Origin of the sequence: Rhizobium sp. BK251, assembly GCF_004345245.1 — a bacterium.
GTDB lineage: Bacteria > Pseudomonadota > Alphaproteobacteria > Rhizobiales > Rhizobiaceae > Rhizobium.
The window spans coordinates 81,314-98,400 of sequence record NZ_SLUQ01000014.1 but is presented as its reverse complement, the minus strand read 5'-3'; the positions used below and the strand labels follow the sequence as shown (position 1 = coordinate 98,400).

9 protein-coding genes are annotated in these 17,087 nt (G+C 61.9%); 8 read left to right on the top strand and 1 reads right to left on the bottom strand.

What is annotated here, in order from left to right:
• The first annotated feature begins 194 nt into the window (after window positions 1-194).
• From EV286_RS28820 to EV286_RS28790, 7 genes are all read left to right on the top strand, one after another.
• On the top strand, window positions 195-464 hold the full coding sequence (locus EV286_RS28820; RefSeq protein ID WP_132960690.1) for a DUF2282 domain-containing protein: 270 nt from the start codon (window positions 195-197) through the stop codon (window positions 462-464).
• Window positions 465-503: 39 nt separating this feature from the next.
• A complete protein-coding gene (locus EV286_RS28815) occupies window positions 504-1,529 on the top strand; it encodes a DUF692 domain-containing protein (RefSeq protein WP_132960689.1) in 1,026 nt (341 codons plus the stop codon).
• Window positions 1,519-2,292, top strand: coding sequence for a putative DNA-binding domain-containing protein (locus EV286_RS28810; protein ID WP_132960688.1), 774 nt, complete (start codon window positions 1,519-1,521; stop codon window positions 2,290-2,292). The genes EV286_RS28815 and EV286_RS28810 overlap by 11 nt, the downstream gene beginning before the upstream one ends.
• A gap of 30 nt (window positions 2,293-2,322) precedes the next feature.
• Window positions 2,323-2,799 (top strand): DoxX family protein, encoded by a 477-nt coding sequence (locus EV286_RS28805; RefSeq protein WP_132960687.1) that lies wholly within the window; start codon window positions 2,323-2,325, stop codon window positions 2,797-2,799.
• Between the two features lies 1 nt (window position 2,800).
• Entirely contained in the window at window positions 2,801-3,184 is a 384-nt protein-coding gene (locus EV286_RS28800; RefSeq protein WP_245500865.1) for a hypothetical protein, read from the top strand.
• Complete coding sequence (locus EV286_RS28795) at window positions 3,174-5,030, top strand: adenylate/guanylate cyclase domain-containing protein (RefSeq protein ID WP_132960686.1); 1,857 nt, start codon at window positions 3,174-3,176, stop codon at window positions 5,028-5,030. Before EV286_RS28800 ends, EV286_RS28795 begins: the two co-directional genes overlap by 11 nt.
• A 1,097-nt stretch (window positions 5,031-6,127) precedes the next feature.
• On the top strand, window positions 6,128-6,802 hold the full coding sequence (locus EV286_RS28790) for a response regulator transcription factor (RefSeq protein WP_132960685.1): 675 nt from the start codon (window positions 6,128-6,130) through the stop codon (window positions 6,800-6,802).
• Between the two features lie 93 nt (window positions 6,803-6,895).
• On the opposite strand, the gene EV286_RS28785 is transcribed toward EV286_RS28790, so the two are convergent.
• The gene (locus tag EV286_RS28785) at window positions 6,896-8,365 is read right to left on the bottom strand and encodes an ATP-binding protein (RefSeq protein WP_132960684.1); all 1,470 of its coding nucleotides are present in this window, start codon (window positions 8,363-8,365) and stop codon (window positions 6,896-6,898) included.
• A 242-nt stretch (window positions 8,366-8,607) separates the two neighbouring features.
• Here EV286_RS28785 and EV286_RS28780 point away from each other — a divergent pair, with 242 nt between their 5' ends.
• Entirely contained in the window at window positions 8,608-16,869 is an 8,262-nt protein-coding gene (locus tag EV286_RS28780) for a peroxidase family protein (protein WP_132960683.1), read from the top strand.
• Window positions 16,870-17,087: the final 218 nt, after the last annotated feature.

Genomic DNA, 17,087 nt, shown 5'->3' with positions numbered 1-17,087 from the left:
CGAAGGCATCTCCGCCTCCCTAAGATGCCTTCCTCGGCCCCCGTTTCGCGACGGGGGCTTTTTTATTGCCGCATAGGGGCCGCGTATCAAAACCATGCCGAGACAGCATTTCAAGCACGACGGGTCTTCTGGGACACTGAACTCGGTCAAGTCGATGGACGGCTTGATGCCAACCGAAACCAGGAGCTTTCACCATGAATGCCACCCGTCTTCTCATTGGTTCGACCATTGCCGCGATGGCGTCGATTGCGGCATCGGCTGCGTCGGCCGGTCCCACAGCCCAACCGGAATTCTCGTTCGAAAAGTGCTTTGGCGTCGTCAAGGCGGGCCTCAACGACTGCCAGACCACAAGTCATTCCTGCGCCGGTACGGCAACCGCCGACAACCAGAAAGACTCGTGGATTTACGTCCCCGCCGGCACCTGCACCAAGATCACCGGCGCCAGCACCCAGCCGAAGGCCTGATCACTCGCGCCTCCACCAGACAGTCGAAGGGGAAGATCAATGTCCAAGATATTTCCGAGCAATCCGGTGCCGACAGCCGCGGGCATCGGTCTTCGCTCTCGCCACCTTGCGGAAATGCTGGGCCGCCGCCCGTCGGCTGGCTGGCTGGAAGTGCACGCAGAAAACTATATGGGCGATTCGCCCGCTGTTGAGGCGCTCGAGGTCCTGCGCGAAACCTATCCGCTCTCCATTCATGGCGTCGGCCTCTCGCTTGGCAGCGCCGCCGGCCTCGACAGCGACCATGTCGAGCGCCTGCGCAAGGTCTGCCTGCGTTTCCAGCCGGACCTCGTTTCGGAACATCTCGCCTGGAGCACGGCCGACGGCGCCTATCTCAACGATCTCCTGCCGCTGCGCTATGACGCCGAGGCCCTGAAGACCGTCGCTGCCAATATCCGCCGGCTGCAGGATGTGCTGCAACGCCGCGTTCTGATCGAGAATCTCTCCGCCTACCTGGCCTTTGACCACTCGACCATGACCGAGGCCGAATTCCTGTCCGAGCTGGTGCGGCTGACCGATTGCGGGCTGCTGCTCGACGTCAACAATGTCTATGTCTCGGCCGCGAATCTTGGCTTCGATGCCAAGGCTTTCATCGACCTGCTTCCGGCTCATGCCGTCGGCGAGATCCATCTCGCCGGTCATGCCGTCAATGAATTGGATGGCGACGTCGTACTGATCGACGACCACGGTTCGCGCGTGCCGCCGGCCGTATGGTCGCTTTATGCCTATGCGTTGCGGCGGATCGGGCCTCGCCCGACACTGATCGAGTGGGACACCGAGGTACCGGCGCTCGACGTGCTGCTCGGTGAAGCGATGTGGGCCGACATGCTCGCTCAGTCGATTGCATTCGAACGACGCGCCGTTTCGCCACCGGTACGGCAGCCCGTGGGCGGGTTCCATGGCATGGTCATTCCCTTCGGCAAGGACCGTGGGCGTGGCCCGATGCCGGCGCTCGCTGCTCTCGCGACCATCACGCCGTCTGTCTTCGCCAACCGTGGCGGCAAGGGGAGGAGAAGCAATGCTCTCTGATCTTTCCCTTCAGACTGTGGTGGCGCAGGCGATACTTTCCGACAGCGCCGTCGATCTCGCGCCATTGATGCGAAGAGGTTCTTTTGACCCGTTGCTGCGTTTCAACGTCTATCGCAACAACATGATGGCGTCACTGACGGCGACGCTGATCGCGGTATTCCCCGTGACCCTGCAACTCCTCGGGGAGCCCTATTTTCGATATGTCGCCGGCGCATTCATCCGGAGCAGTCCACCGACAGAACCGAGGCTCGTCCGCTATGGGGGGACATTTCCCCGCTTTCTCGCCGCGTTCGAAGGCACTCGCTCGATGCCCTTCGTCGCGGAGACGGCGAGGCTCGAGTGGCGGATCGCCCAGGCCTTCGATGCGCCGGCACTACCGGCATGCGGCCTCGCTGAGTTCTGCGACGGCCGGGCGGAGGACATCCCCAATCTTTGGCTGCAACCGTCGCTGCGGCTTTTGGTTACGCGTTGGCCGGCGCTTGAGATTTGGTCCGCCCACCAAGCAAATGGTGATCTCGCGGCCCTCGGCCGCATTGGCCGCAGGTCGGAACGGGTCGCCCTTTGGCGCGACCGCGACGACATCCGGTTTCTTCGGCTGGACGCAGTCCAATTCCGGTTTCTCCATTCCCTCAGGGCGCACAGGGATATGGAAGCTGCGGTAAGCAGAACCCTGGTGCGGGCACCCCACCTCGATCTCGCCAGCGCCCTTGGCGGCGTCTTTGATGCCGGGCTCGTTGCAGGCGTTCGCCGCCCCACCCATTGACCGTCACAAACGCTGAAAAGGATGGACACCATGACCATGATGAACACAACTCAGATGGCTCCAACCGGGGGCGTTGCCGGCCTCTACTTCCGGGTGCTGCAGCTCGCCGACAGAGTGCCGCTCTCGCTGGTGCAACTCATCTCACGCCTCGCGGTGGCGCAGGTCTTCTGGCAGTCGTCGCAGTCCAAACTCGCTTCCTGGCCGGTGACGACGCAGCTCTTTGCGATGGAGTACCGGTTGCCGTTCATCGATCCGGGCATTGCGGCCGTCATGGCAACGGCAGCAGAGCTCACCGGTGCGATCCTGATTCTGCTCGGCGCTGCCTCGCGTCTCGCGGCGCTGATGCTCCTTGGAGTCATCGCGACGATCCAGACCTTCGTCTATCCCGAAAACTGGCCCGACCATCTTCTGTGGACCGCTCCACTGCTCCTGATCCTTTTCCGTGGCCCAGGTGCCATCTCTCTCGACCATCTGGCGGCGACCTATTTCATCAAGAAAGGGCTTTGACATGCGTGTCGCGACCGACGAAGGAGGCGATACCGCCGCCGCGACGGGCGTCGACGGGAAACCAGTGCCCGGTGTAGCGCGCCCCGCCAAGCAGATGGGGCAGTATGCGGCCGACAGCATCCTCAGCCGCATGGCCGGAAACGAGACACCGCCGTTTCGCTACCGAAATCTCGGCAACATGGCGACGATCGGGCGAAAGGCGGCGGTCGCTGATTTCGGCCATTTGCGCCTGTCCGGTCTCCCGGCCTGGATCGTCTGGAACCTCGCGCATCTCTGGTTCCTCGTTGGTTTCCGCAATCGCGCTGTCGTCTTTCTCGACTGGGCATTCGCATATCTCCGCTACGATCGCAGTGCCCGTCTGATCATTGACCGTCATGAACGCTAGCGCCTTTCCGCGCATCAAGATGGGGCGCCTGGTGGCTGGGTTGTTGTTGCTCGCCGTGCTCTCGACAGCGGCGCTTGTCCACTTGATCTGGCACCGAACAGCGACCGCGAACGTCGAGACCGTGGTGGCAAGCCTCGATGCGCAGAGCACCGGCGCTGTTCGCAGCGAGCTTGCCTCGCATCTCGCCCTGGTTTCGAGCACGGCGGAAATCGTGCGTTCGGTGTTTTTCCAGGGCGCGATCAAGGCGGACGACGAGGTGAAGCGCGAATTTCTGTTCCTGTCGCTCCTGCGGGAGCAGCCGGCGATCGCCTGGATCGGATTTGGCTTCCCGGACGGACGGTTCTTCGGTTCCCACGCCGCGGCCGACGGCCGCATCGAAATGGTCGAGATCGGCAACGGCATGCCCGGTATGCCGCGTCCGCTACGGCGCGATCGCTACAAGCTCATTCCCGGCGATATCTTCTTCGAGAACCGCCTGCATGCCGAGAGCCCCTATGTCGCTGAAGGTTCGCAGTGGTACCGCGCCGGCAAGAATAGCGGCGAGCCGGTCTGGAGCGTCGTCACCGTCCTGCCGAACGGCTTCGAGCCGGCGATCGTCGTCTCCAAGCGCGTCGAGGTGTTCAGCAATTTCGAGGGAGTGGTGATGGTGGCGGTCAGCCTGAAGAGGCTCTCGGCAACTCTGCAAGGCCTCAACGTGCCCAGGGACAGCAAGGTCTACGTGCAGGCGAGTGACAACACGGTCCTTGCCACGTCGCAGCCTTCCGAAGGCGTAGTGGCGGCGCATCTCGCGGATTTCCCCTCGTCCGACACGCTGTCGGCAGCGGTTGCCGTCGCGGAACGACAGAACACGACCGGTTCTTTCCGAGCGGTGGTCGACAGCCCGGCGCTCGGTCCCGTATTTGTCTCGTCGAGCGTGCTTCCCTTCGAGGGCTGGCGCTTGATCACGGCCATACCGAGGCGAACATTCGCCGGCGACATCGACGGCAATACCCGTCGCGTGCTCGTCATCGTCGTCGGTATCGCACTCATCTCGTCGCTCATTGCGGTGCTCTTCGCTCGCCTGTTCTTCGCAAGGCCCTTGCTGCGGCTGGCCGAACAACTCCGTTCGATCGAGCGCTTCGACCTCGACGGCGTACGGCACAGTCCGACCCCGCTGGCGGAACTCAACGATTTCTCCCAGGCACTCAAACGCATGTCCACGGGTCTATCCGCATTCGCGCGTTTCATGCCCGTGGACGTCGTGCGTCCACTGGTGGAGGGCAGCATCGAACCGAAACCCGGCGGAAAGCTGACCGAGATCACCGTGCTCTTCGCCGACCTGCCCAGCTTTACCGAACTGGCGGAGACGCTCGGCGCGGATGTCGAACCAATCCTTACGCGCTTCCTGACGCTGTCGATCGCCGCGATACATGCGGAAGGCGGCACGGTCGACAAGTTCATCGGCGATGCGGTTATGGCGATCTGGAACGCGCCGAACGACGTGCCGGATCATGCGCTGCGCGCCTGCCGCGCCGCAGAGGCCATTCGCGAGGCGATGCATTCGATGCCGCCGGTTTCGCCCAAGCATGACGCGATCCGCGTCCGCATCGGGATCAACACGGGCGTGGCGCTGGTCGGTAATATCGGCTCCGCCGAGCGACTGAGCTACACCGCGATCGGCGATACCGTGAATCTTGCAAGTAGGCTCGTTGGCGTCGCGAAGGAGCATGACGCTGAAATCGTGCTCAGTGAGACCACGGCGGAAAAGGCGGGAGATCGCCTTTCCGCCCGACCGCTCGGCACGGCCCCGATTCGGGGCAAGACCTTGCCTGTGAAAATCTATACGATCGATCGGCGGGACGGGTGAGGAAGCATGTTGGCGGCCGACGAAACGCGCGTCCCAATGAGATCGAACATAGAGATCTCAAGCTTATGAGAGCCCTTCGCGATTTGCTTGATAGAGGGCAGAGTGTAGGGGGTGAAGCTCACTCGTTGCCCGCGATGAAATCAGGCATCATTCGCATGTGCCAGCAACATCGGCGACAAAACAAACCTGCGTAAATGACGGACTGTGGCGCGGTAGGGAGAGGCTAGTCGCACGGTCCGCTCCTGGCGCTTTGCGGATATCGTTTCCGCGTCGATTGTCCAACGCGCCTGAATATACAAGTCTCCGTGGACTCGGGCCTCGCAAGCAATCTCCCTACGATTCCACCCCTCCGAGGCCTTTTTGCGTTTATGCCCGAAGCGTCCCGGACCCAAGCTTCTCCTTGGACCTATCGGTGATGGGACAACTTCGCAGGTATCAGGTTCGTGTCGCCTGTGCGTCCCGAGTATGAGACAATACCTATTTAGAAAGAGGGGACAAGAATGGCTTAAGTCGATCCGCTAGCTGGTGGTCGTCTGAGGACATCTCAAACCGTAGGCCGTGGCGGGGCTTCGTCGTGGCCTTCGAAGGTATCATGACATGCGCGCCAGCGGTGAGTGCGCGAATGTCAGCAGCATTGCCAACCCGCTGCGGCGAACCTTTCAACGCATAGCGTTCAGGCGGTTTTCGGCCAGATTTTCGCTTCGGTAAACCGTTGATTTTCTGCCACCGCGATTCCGCTTGAGGAATGATGCGCAGCATTTCCGATCAAGCTGACAAGGCCATTTCGAGTGACTTTGAAGCCGCGCGGGCGTCTTTCCGAGCCTTGGCGGGCGAGGGTGGCCCCCGTTGCCTAGCCCCAGGAGGACGGGAAATTCAGCGGCGGCGGATCAGGGAAAGACCACGAAAATATAAACACGTAGAGGGCCGCCGGTGGGATCGGAGACCGGGCCTTGAGCGCAGCTGAGAAAATCCCTGGTCGCAAAGCAGTATTAGCGCTCAACCGGAACCTACTCCATTTTCACTACATAGACAGTTTCGGAAAAATGGCGCCTTATTGGCGATACGGGGAGTAAGACACGTATGGGGGCGAGTGGGAAATGGGGTCGATTTCCGTTGCGTTGATCGATGACCATCCGTTGATGCTGGCTGGTTTGACCGATTTATTCAAAGTGAGCGGAGATTTCATTGTTGCGGCAACGGGTACCACGGCCAACGATGCTCTTCAGATCAACCGCGAATTTGCACCCGACGTATTCGTCGTCGACCTGGTAATGCCAGGGAATATATTCGAAGCCATTTCGAATATCGTTGCTAGCTCACGAAAAGCGAAGATCCTGGCCTTCACCGCCATGACGAGAAGCGACTATGCCGTGCGTGCACTCAACGCCGGGGCGAGCGGATACATCCTGAAGGGAAGCAGTGCCGACGAGCTTCTTCAGGGTGTAAGGGCGGTGCATAGCGGGGAAACCTTCATAACGCCCGGCTTTGCGTGCAAGGTCATCGAAGAGTTGAAAGTCGCCTCGCGCAGGAAGATTGCTGCGGCCGCGGTCAAACTCAGCATTCGCGAGGGGCAAATCGTCAGCATGCTTCTCAGGGGCTGTACGAACAAGCAGATCGCCGCGGATCTGCATATCGGCGAAAAGACCGTCAAGAATTACATGACGATCCTGATGCAGAAGCTGCACGCGCGAAATCGCCTGGAGGTGCTGATCGCGGCGCAGAAGCTCGAAGTTGAAGACCCTCGAGACCGGGAGCCTATTCTACGGCATTAGCGCAATTCCAGAAAAATGCGAAGCGGTCTTGCGTCCGGAATCGTTTAAAAACAAAGAGATATAGCATCTCCGCGGGGTAGAAACGACAATGCTCTACGCATTGTTGCTCTCTATTGGCACGCGGGCGACGAGCTTCATTCCCGATTTGCCCCGCTGCCTGATCTGAACCGAGCCGCCGAACGCCTCCACGCGATTACGGATGCCTTGCAGACCAAGCGGCCGGCGGCGGTCGCCTGTAGGTCCCGTCTGCACCAGTCCCGGTCCGCCGTCGGTGATCATGATGGTGATGAACTTGTCGTCGGCGCTGGCGATGACGCGCTGGTCGCGCCCGTCCGCATGGCGAAACGCGTTATTGAGCCCTTCCTGGACGACGCGATAGAGACAGATTTTCAAAGGATGGGCCGTTCGCGCCGGAAGCCCGCTGTAGCGGGATTTGACGACGGATCCCGTGGTGTGCTCATGCCGCTCGACGGCAGTGCGAAGGGCGGCCTCCAGCGACAGGCCCTCGATTTCAGGAAGGACGAGGCCGTTCGAAAGCTCCCGCAATTCCGTCAGCAGCCGGCTGGCCAGCCGCGACGGGGTGATATCGTCGAGAGCGACGTTCGGCCCTGCCGACGCCGGGGAGGCCGCGGCAGGTTGCACGGGCCGGGTTCCCAACCTGAGAATCAACAGGCTGAGCAGTTGTACCGGCCCGTCATGCAGATCGGAGCCGATGCGGTTCAGGAGGTTCTCATTCGACCTGCTGGCATCCATGCGGGCACGGTCGGCGGCCTTGCGCAGTTGCCTGTTCTGCTCCGCCAGCGCCCGTGCACTTGCAAGCTGCACCTGCAGCGTCACGCTCTGGCGGTGGATGATGTTGCTGGCCCGGCGGACGATGAGAAAGAGCAGCCCCATTATGGCGACGGTGGTTGCGCCGACGATCCACCAGGTTCTCCGCTGAACACGGTCACGCTGTTCAATGAATTCCCCGGCCTCCTCGTAGATTTCGCCGACCGCAATGACCTCGCGGATATTGGAGCGATAGATTGGCCCGTAGATCTCGATGAGCGGTCGCCCGTCGCGTAGTTGGGTACCGGTCTCGTCATCATGACCCGTCTCCAGCTGGGCAACGACGTGGCCCGAAAACGCCCGGTCGATATCGGCCGATGGAAGTCGCTTGCCCATCAGTGCCTTGTCGGTGCTGTAGATCACCGTCCCGTCGCGACGCCAGATCCGGAAGCCCTCTATCCGCCTTGCCAGGTCGGTCCCGACCAGCAGTTCATCGAGCTCCTTCTGGCGCTGTGCCGAGACCTCCGGGCCGTCGGCGCCTTCCTGGAGGTGGCCGGCAAGGAAACCTTCCATGTAGAGGGCACCCGATTCGGCCCGGCTTCGAAGCTGGTTTGCTGCAATCTGCGAGCTCAGCCATTCGCCGAGGACCGCCATCGATCCGCAGATGATCAATGCTGCCACGACCAGGAATTGCGTCGTCAGATCAAGGTTATGCCAGAAGCGCCACCCTCGAGTGGTCTCCGTTGCGGCGTCCCCTTCGCCAGTGACATAGGTCACATTTTCCTTTGGGTACAAAGTCCCTGCCTCCCGTCGACGAAAGTCCGCTCAATTTCGCGGACCTTTGGAACTATCCCGTCGGCTCCCCTTCGCGACATTATCGCATCATCGAAGCCCATGCTTGCGTTTTTCCTGGCGCCGGAAATCGTTTCCCGTCGCGCTCAGGAGGGAGAGGCAATCGGCATGGGAGAATACCAGGCGCATCGCAAGGCCGCTGCAGAATGCAGCGATCTATTCCGGGGATCCAAGGGGAGAGTAAAATGGTCAGCTACATTCGTTCCGATCTCGAGTTCATTCTTGCGCAAATCAAGATTTCAGAGGCTCATGCCGGCGGCCAGCCGCTGTATGGTCCAGGTGGCCTGATCCCCACCTACAACCTGGCATGGGGCCTTCGGACCGTCGACGGGACATACAACAACCTGCTGCCCGGTGAGGAGCAGAACGGTGCTGCCGACAATGAATTTCCGGAACTGCTGCCGCCGGCCTTCAGGCCCACGCCGAGCGTACCTGTCGATTTCGACGGTCCCGGACCCGCTCCGGCCATCATCACTGCGCCATCCTATGCGCCTTCCAACGATCCGAACTCGATCGTCCTCGATCCGAGCCTCCGGATAATCTCCAACCTCATCGTCGACCAGACGCTCAACAACCCAGCGGCTATCCTGACGGCTCTCCAGCGTGCCGGCATCGTGCCAGCCGAGGACCAGATGACCGTCACCGCCCAGATCTCGGCGGCATTCGAGCCTATTGAGCCGCTCTTTACGGCGTTGAACAATGCGATCGTCACCTCGACTGCCGCCGCCGCCGCTGCGGCAGCCAATCCCGATGATCTCGATCTGGCAGCTGCAGCGGCCACTGCTGCGGCTGCGGTCGTTGATGCGCAGGCGGCGCTGGACGGCGCCCGCGCCGCACTCGACACATTGCTGGAAGCCAGTGGCGTCGAGCTTGACGGAGCCAACGTTTCTATTCCGAACACGGCCCCGGATGAAGGCCTGTCCGCACCGTTCAACTCATGGTTCACGCTCTTCGGCCAGTTCTTTGATCACGGCCTCGATCTCGTCAACAAGGGCGGCAGCGGCACGGTCTTCATCCCGCTCCAGCCGGACGATCCGCTCTATGTCGAGGGCAGCCCGACCAACTTCATGGTGCTGACCCGCGCCACGGTCGGTCCCGGTACCGACGGCGTCATGGGGACGGCGGACGACACCCGGCCGGTCAACACGACGACCTCCTTCGTCGACCAGAACCAGACCTACACCTCGCACTCTTCGCATCAGGTCTTCCTGCGCCAGTACGTCTTCAATGCCGCGGGCGATCCGGTTGCGACGGGCAAGCTCATCGAGGGCGGCAACGGCGGCATGGCCACATGGGCAGACGTCAAGGCCCAGGCCGCGACCCTTCTCGGCATTCAACTGATCGATTCCGACGTCGGCAACATCCCGCTGCTGGCGGCCGATCAGTACGGCAAATTCATTCCCGGCCCCAACGGCTTCCCGCAGATGGTGTTCCCGGGCGCCAACCCTGGCGATCCGCCAATCCTCGTCGAAGGCAACCCCTTGGCCAATGGCGGTCTGGGCGTGCTGACGGCAGGCGCGATCCGCACCGGCCACGCCTTCCTCGCCGACATCGCCCATAACGCTGTCCCGACAGGTCTTGCCGACGGCGACATTGAAATTGGTCTCGGCAATCCCGACAATTCGCCGACCGACGGCCAATACGACAACGAGCTTCTCGATGCGCACTACATCGCCGGCGACGGCCGCGCCAACGAGAACATCGGCCTGACTGCCGTTCACCACGTCTTCCATTCCGAGCACAACCGGCTGATGGAGCACACGAAGGCCGTCGTTCTGGCGACGGGCGACAACGCCTTCATCCAGGAATGGCTCCTTCCCGGCGCCAATATCGCTGACGGCGTGCAGGATCTCGAGTGGAACGGGGAACGCCTCTTCCAGGCGGCGAAGTTCGGCACAGAGATGCAGTATCAGCACCTCGTCTTCGAAGAGTTTGCCCGCAAGATCCAGCCCAACATCAACGTCTTCCTCGTGCCCGATGGTTTCGACGTCACCATCGATCCTTCGATCGTCGCCGAGTTCGCGCATGTGGTCTATCGCTTCGGTCACTCGATGCTCACAGAGTCGATCGACCGGTTCGACCCGACATTCACCGCGAACGACATCGGACTGATCGAAGGCTTCCTCAACCCCACCCAGTTCGACACCAACGGCACCGGACAGACGGTCGACGCAGACGTTGCGGCCGGCGCCATCATCCGCGGCATGACCAGGCAGGTCGGCAACAGCATCGATGAGTTCGTCACCAGCGCGTTGCGCAACAATCTGCTCGGGCTGCCGCTCGACCTGGCGACGATCAATCTTGCCCGCGGCCGCGATACCGGGGTGCCTTCGTTGAACGCAGCACGGCGCAGCTTCTATGAGCAGACCAACGAGGACGCCCAACTCAAGCCATACGAGAGCTGGGTCGATTTCGCCGGTCATTTGAAACACGAAGCTTCGATCATAAACTTCATCGCCGCCTACGGCACACACTCGCTGATCACCGGCCAAACCACGATCGACGGCAAGCGCGATGCCGCGTTGACGATCATCACGGGCGTATCGGTGGGTGGTCTCGCAGTGCCGGCGGACGCGGTCGACTTCCTCAACAGCACCGGCGCTTGGGCGAGCGGTGCCAATGGCGTCACGACGACGGGTCTCGACAATGTCGATCTGTGGATCGGCGGTCTTGCCGAAGAGATCATGCCTTTCGGCGGCATGCTGGGCTCGACCTTCAACTTCGTCTTCGAAACGCAGATGGAGAAGCTGCAGAACGGCGACCGTTTCTACTATCTGCAGCGCCTGGACGGACTGCACCTGTTCGGCGAAATGGAAGGCAATTCCTTCGCCGCGATGATCATGCGAAACACCGATGCGACGCACCTGCCGTCGGATGTGTTCTCGTCTCCCGGCCTCATCCTCGAGGTCGATCGCACCAAGCAGTATAACGAGGGACTGGGCGAGACCGCCGGCGCCGATGGCATATTGCTCGACGATCCGACCACTGCGGCCAACGAGGCGGCGGACAATCTCGGTGTCGACCCGGTCGGTGCCGGCCTGCTGACCCAGTTGGTCATCCGTGACAACCCGATCACGCCCGGCGTCGATACCAACTATCTGCGCTACACCGGTGGCGATCACGTCGTCCTCGGCGGCACCAACCAGGCAGATACGCTGATTGCCGGCATCGGCGACGACACGCTGTTCGGCGATGGCGGCAATGACAGGCTCGAGGGCGGATTCGGCAACGACATCATCAACGGCGGCGCCGGCGACGACATCATTCGCGATGCGGGCGGCGACGACAACATCAAGGCCAACGAAGGCAACGACGTCGTCCACGCCGGACCGGGCCTCGACCTCGTCATGGGCGGCACGGGCCAGGACTTCATCGTGCTCGGCACGGACATGGGTTCGGAAGTCTTTGCCGGTGAAGGCAACGACTTCATTCTCGGCAACAAGAACGCCGAACGCATCCTCGGTAACGAGGGCGACGACTGGCTCGAAACCGGTACCTTCGACGGTGCGCCTGGCGACAATTTCGATGAAATCTTCGCCCGGGATAGTATTCGAGGCAATGACGTCTTCCTCGGCGACGGTGGGTTCGACGAGTTCATCGGCGAAGGCGGTGACGATATCTTCGTCGGCAGCCCTGGCCGCGGCAAGATGGCGGGCATGTCCGGCTTCGACTGGGCGACCTACCAGGAGAACAACGCCTTCGTGAACGCCGATCTCTCGGTTCCGATCGTCTTCGACGAAGCTCCGACCCTTCCGCAGAATACCGCGCTCGACGAGTTCGAGTCGGTCAACGGCCTGTCGGGTACACGGTTCGGTGACATTCTCGCTGGTTCCAACGAGGACGCAACAACCCTGGCGCCACTCGCTCAAGGTGGCTCGACCGGCTTCCTCGGCAGCGGGCTCGATGCGCAGGGCATAGCCCTGATCACCGGCCTGCAGGCCGTGCTCGGAGCCGGTGTCACGTCCTTTGCGGCCGGCGACATCATCCTCGGCGGCGACGGCAGCGATCAGATCACCGGCAACGGCGGCGATGACATCATCGACGGCGACAAGTGGCTCAATGTGCGGATTTCGATCCGCACGACGATGATCAACGGCTTGCCGGGGCCAACAGAACTAGCTTCCGCCTCCAGGATGACCGCCAATGTGACCCTGCGTGTCGCCAACGGCCAGGTGGTGGAGACCGGTGGAGAACTCGTCACCAAGCCGCTTACGGCGTGGATGCTCGAGGGTACGATCAACCCCGGACAGCTCACGATCGTCCGCGAAATTCTGACCGATACCACCACGGGCGATATCGATACGGCGCGCTTCCAGGGCTTGCGGAGCGAATATGCCTTCTCGGCCACCGCCGACGGGCAGGTCATCGTATCGCACGCCATTGAAGACCAGCTCGATGGCACGGACCGCCTGCGCAATATCGAACGGGTGCAGTTCTCCGACAACAGCGCGCTCAACATCTTCGTCGGCACGCCCGGTAACGACACGCTCAATGGCACGGCACAAGACGATCTCATGCTGGGCCTTGCCGGCAACGACACGCTGAACGGCGGGGATGGCAACGACATCCTTGTCGGTGGTCCGAGCACGGCAGCGGTTGCCGGGCCAACCATCTCCGACAACTTTGACACGGGAGGCCTGACTGGTGGCACCGGCTGGGCGTCACCTTGGGTCGAGACCGGCGACAATGGCGGGACCAACAGCGCCACAGCAGGTCAGATCCGCATCGATGACGCCAACAGCAACGTGTTGCAGTTCCGCGATGACGACACCGATGCCGGCAACGGCACGGCAACCGTCTCGCGCACATTCAGTCTTGCGGGGGCCTCGGCGGCGACGATCAGCTACAGCTACAACGAGCAAGGCTTCGACGCCGGAGAGACGGTCACTGTTCAGTTCGCCGCGGATGGGGTTAACTTCAACCAGACCATTCAGACCATCAACAACAACTCCGGAAACGGCAATATCCTCAATCTTGCACTGAACGGACCGTTCGGCGCGACGTCGGCCATTCGCTTCGTGGTTGCCGGTACCAACGCAAACAGCGCGGCAAACAACCTCGACCGGGTGGATATCAACAACCTAGTGATCAACACCGTCGGTCCTGCCGAGACGCTGAATGGTGGCAACGGCGACGACACCTACTCCATCAACGTTGGCGACGGCGTCGACATCATCAACGAGACGAGCGGCATCGACCGCATCGCAGTTACCGGGGCGGTGCCGCCGGCACTGCCGCTCGCACTCACCGGCCTGAACATGCTCGCGGCTGCCGGCAACGACCTGGTCGTACAGTTCAACGGCCAGCAAGTCACAGTCAACGATCAGTATGACACCGCAGGCGAAGTGGTCGAGTTCATCAACTTCAATGGCAGCACGTTCCTGGATTACGTGCTCACCGGCGACTATGCGCTGAGCACAGACGACACAGGAAACCGTACCGCGGCGGCAGGTATCAATACGGCTCTTGCCGGTACGACGGGCGGCGACACGCTGATCGGCAATACCGGTTTCGACCTGCTGTTTGGTAATGAAGGCAATGACGACCTGCAGGGCGACCTGGGCGAAGACTTGCTGGTCGGCGGCAGCGGGAACGATGTCCTCAACGGCGGAGACGATCTCGATACTCTGTTCGGTGGGATCGGCAACGACACTTATGTCGACGACAACGCCGAAGACATCATCATCGAACTGGCCCCTGACGGAATCGACACCGTCGAAACACTAGCCGCCATCTACACGCTGGAACTCATCGCCAATGTTGAGAACCTCGAATATACCGGCATCGATGCCGATCAGTTCGTCGGCACCGGCAACGCGCTCAACAACGTCATCAGCGGCGGCGACCTTGCCGACACGCTGAGCGGTCTTGGCGGCAACGATACGCTGAACGGCGGCCTCGGCGCGGATACGCTCACCGGCGGCGACGGCAACGACGCCTTGAACGGCGGCGACGACAACGACACGCTCGTCGGCGGTATCGGCAACGATACGATGAACGGCGGGGCCGGCGCAGACAACATGCAGGGCGGCGCCGACAACGACACCTATACCGTCGATGATGCCGGCGACGTGGTGACCGAAGCTGCAGCGGCCGGTACCGACCAGGTAAACGCCTCGGTCAGCTACACTCTGGGTGCAAACGTCGAAAACCTGACGCTGACCGGTGCTGCCGCGATCAACGGCACGGGCAACGGCGGTGCCAACACGATCACCGGCAATGGCGGCGTCAACCAGCTTCTTGGCGGCGGCGGCGATGACATCATCAACGCCAACGCCGGCAACGACGTGATCGATGGCGGCACAGGCAACGACACGATCGATGGCGGCGGCGACGCGGATACGATCGTCGGCGGTGAGGGCAACGACACCATCAACGTCACGAACGGCAACGATCTCATCCGCTACACCGCTGCCAATTTCGGAGCCGACGTCATCACCGGCTTCGACTTCACGGGCGGCACTGCCACCACGCAGGATCGCATCGATCTCAGCGCGCTCGGCATCACCGCGGCAAATCTTGCCACGCGGGTGACCGAAACGACGGTCGGTGGCAACACGGTCCTCCAGGTGAGGGATGCGAGCCTGGCGATCATCGGCACGATCCAGCTCAATGGCGTATCGAATGCGAACGTCGACGCGACGGACTATGTTCTTGCCGTCGCAGGCGCTGCTCCAATCAACGGGACGGCCGCAGCCAACACGTTGAACGGCACCGCCGGCAACGACACGATGAACGGCCTTGCCGGGAACGATACGATCAACGGCCTTGCCGGCAACGATACGATCACCGGCGGTCTGGATGCCGACAACGCCAATGGCGGCGACGGCGACGACACGATCCTCTGGAACGCCAATGCCACCGGCGCGACCGATGGCAGGGATGTCGTCAATGGCGGTCTCGAGGGGGTCGCAGGGGATACCTTCGTCATCACCGGCAACGCCACCGCCGAGACCTACCGGATCTATACCCGCCAGGCCTTCGACGATGTCCCCGGCAACAACCTCAACGGCATCAATGCGGCTACCGAGATCATCATCACCCGGAACGGCACCAATGCCGCGTCCATCATCGCGGAATTGAGGGAAATCGAGGAAATCCGCATCAACAACATCGATCCCTCGGGTGCGACGGGACCGGCCGGCAACGATACGTTCAACATCATCGGCAACTTCGCCAATACGAGCCTGCGGCTCAACACCATCACCATCGATGGCGACGTGGGCGATGACACGATCGATATCTCGGCGCTGACCTCGGCCCATCGCATCGTCTTCAAGTCGAATGGCGGCAACGACACCATCGTCGGAACGCTGCGGCCGGAGGATGTGATCGAACTGCCGCAAGGCAAGACCGCAGCCGACTACACGACGACGACCGAGAACGGCGTGACAACCATGACCAGTGGGGATCACAGCATCAGGTTCACGGCAGCGGGCGGTATGCCGCAGATCGGTGGCGATGATGAAGAGGTGCCTGGCGGCGATGACGTGCTCGGCGGCAACGACGATCCGGCCGGCGGCGACGATACGCCGACACCGCCTCCCGCCCCGAGCGTCGGAGCCCCGGTCATGGGCACTGCCAACGCCGATGTGCTGCTGGGCACGGCAAACGGCGAAACGATTGTCGCCTTTGGCGGCAACGACACGGCAGTTGGCGGCGGCGGCGCCGACATCATGCGCGGCGACGACGGTGACGACTTCATGAGTGCCGAAGGCGGCAACGACATGGTCTTCGGCGGCGCCGGCAACGACGACCTCATGGGTGGCGAAGGCAACGACATGCTCTATGGCGATGCCGGATCCGACCGGGTCTTCGGCGATGTCGGCAACGACTTGATCCACACCGGCGCCGGCAACGACACGGCGTTCGGCGGCGAAGGCAACGACCTCTTCGTTGCTGAAGCGGGCGACGGTGACGACACCTACTATGGTGACGGCGGAAGCGACACGTTCGACATGGCGGCCATCACCGCCAACCTGACGGTCGATCTCGGAAGCGGCTTCATGGGCAGGGGAAGTTCCTCAAGCAGTCAATCGGGCAACGACACCTTGTGGAACGTCGAGAATGTCGTCACCGGCTCCGGCAACGACACGATCACCGCAAACAGCGCCGTCAACATCATCGACGGCGGCGCCGGCAACGACAAGTTCCGCTTCCTCTCCGAAGCGGATGCCGACGGGGATACGATCGTGGGCTTCCAGCCGGGAGACAAGATCGACTTCAGCGGCATCGATGCCAATAGCGGTTCGACCGGAAACCAGTCCTTCACGCTGGTTGCGGCCTCGACACTCAGCGGCGCGGCACAACTGGTCGTGACCCATGAAACCCGCGAGGACGGTGATTACACGGTCGTACAGGGCAGCGTCGACGGCGACAATACCGCAGAGCTGCGCCTGAGCATCAAGGGCAATCACAACCTCACCAGCACGGACTTCAATCTCTAGTCCGAAAGCGTGGCGGGCCGGTTCTTACGGTCCGCCACGCACATTCATGAGCAGAGAGCGGTGATGACGATGCGTTTCAGAACCTCATTCCTGGATACCACCGAAACGGGCGGCTCTTCCGACCCGAGCGGCAGGGCGCGGATGCGCCCGGGTATCCTCGGGACAAACAGGGATCTGCATCTGGATTCGTGATCGCGAGTTTGCTGTGGCCTGTCGGC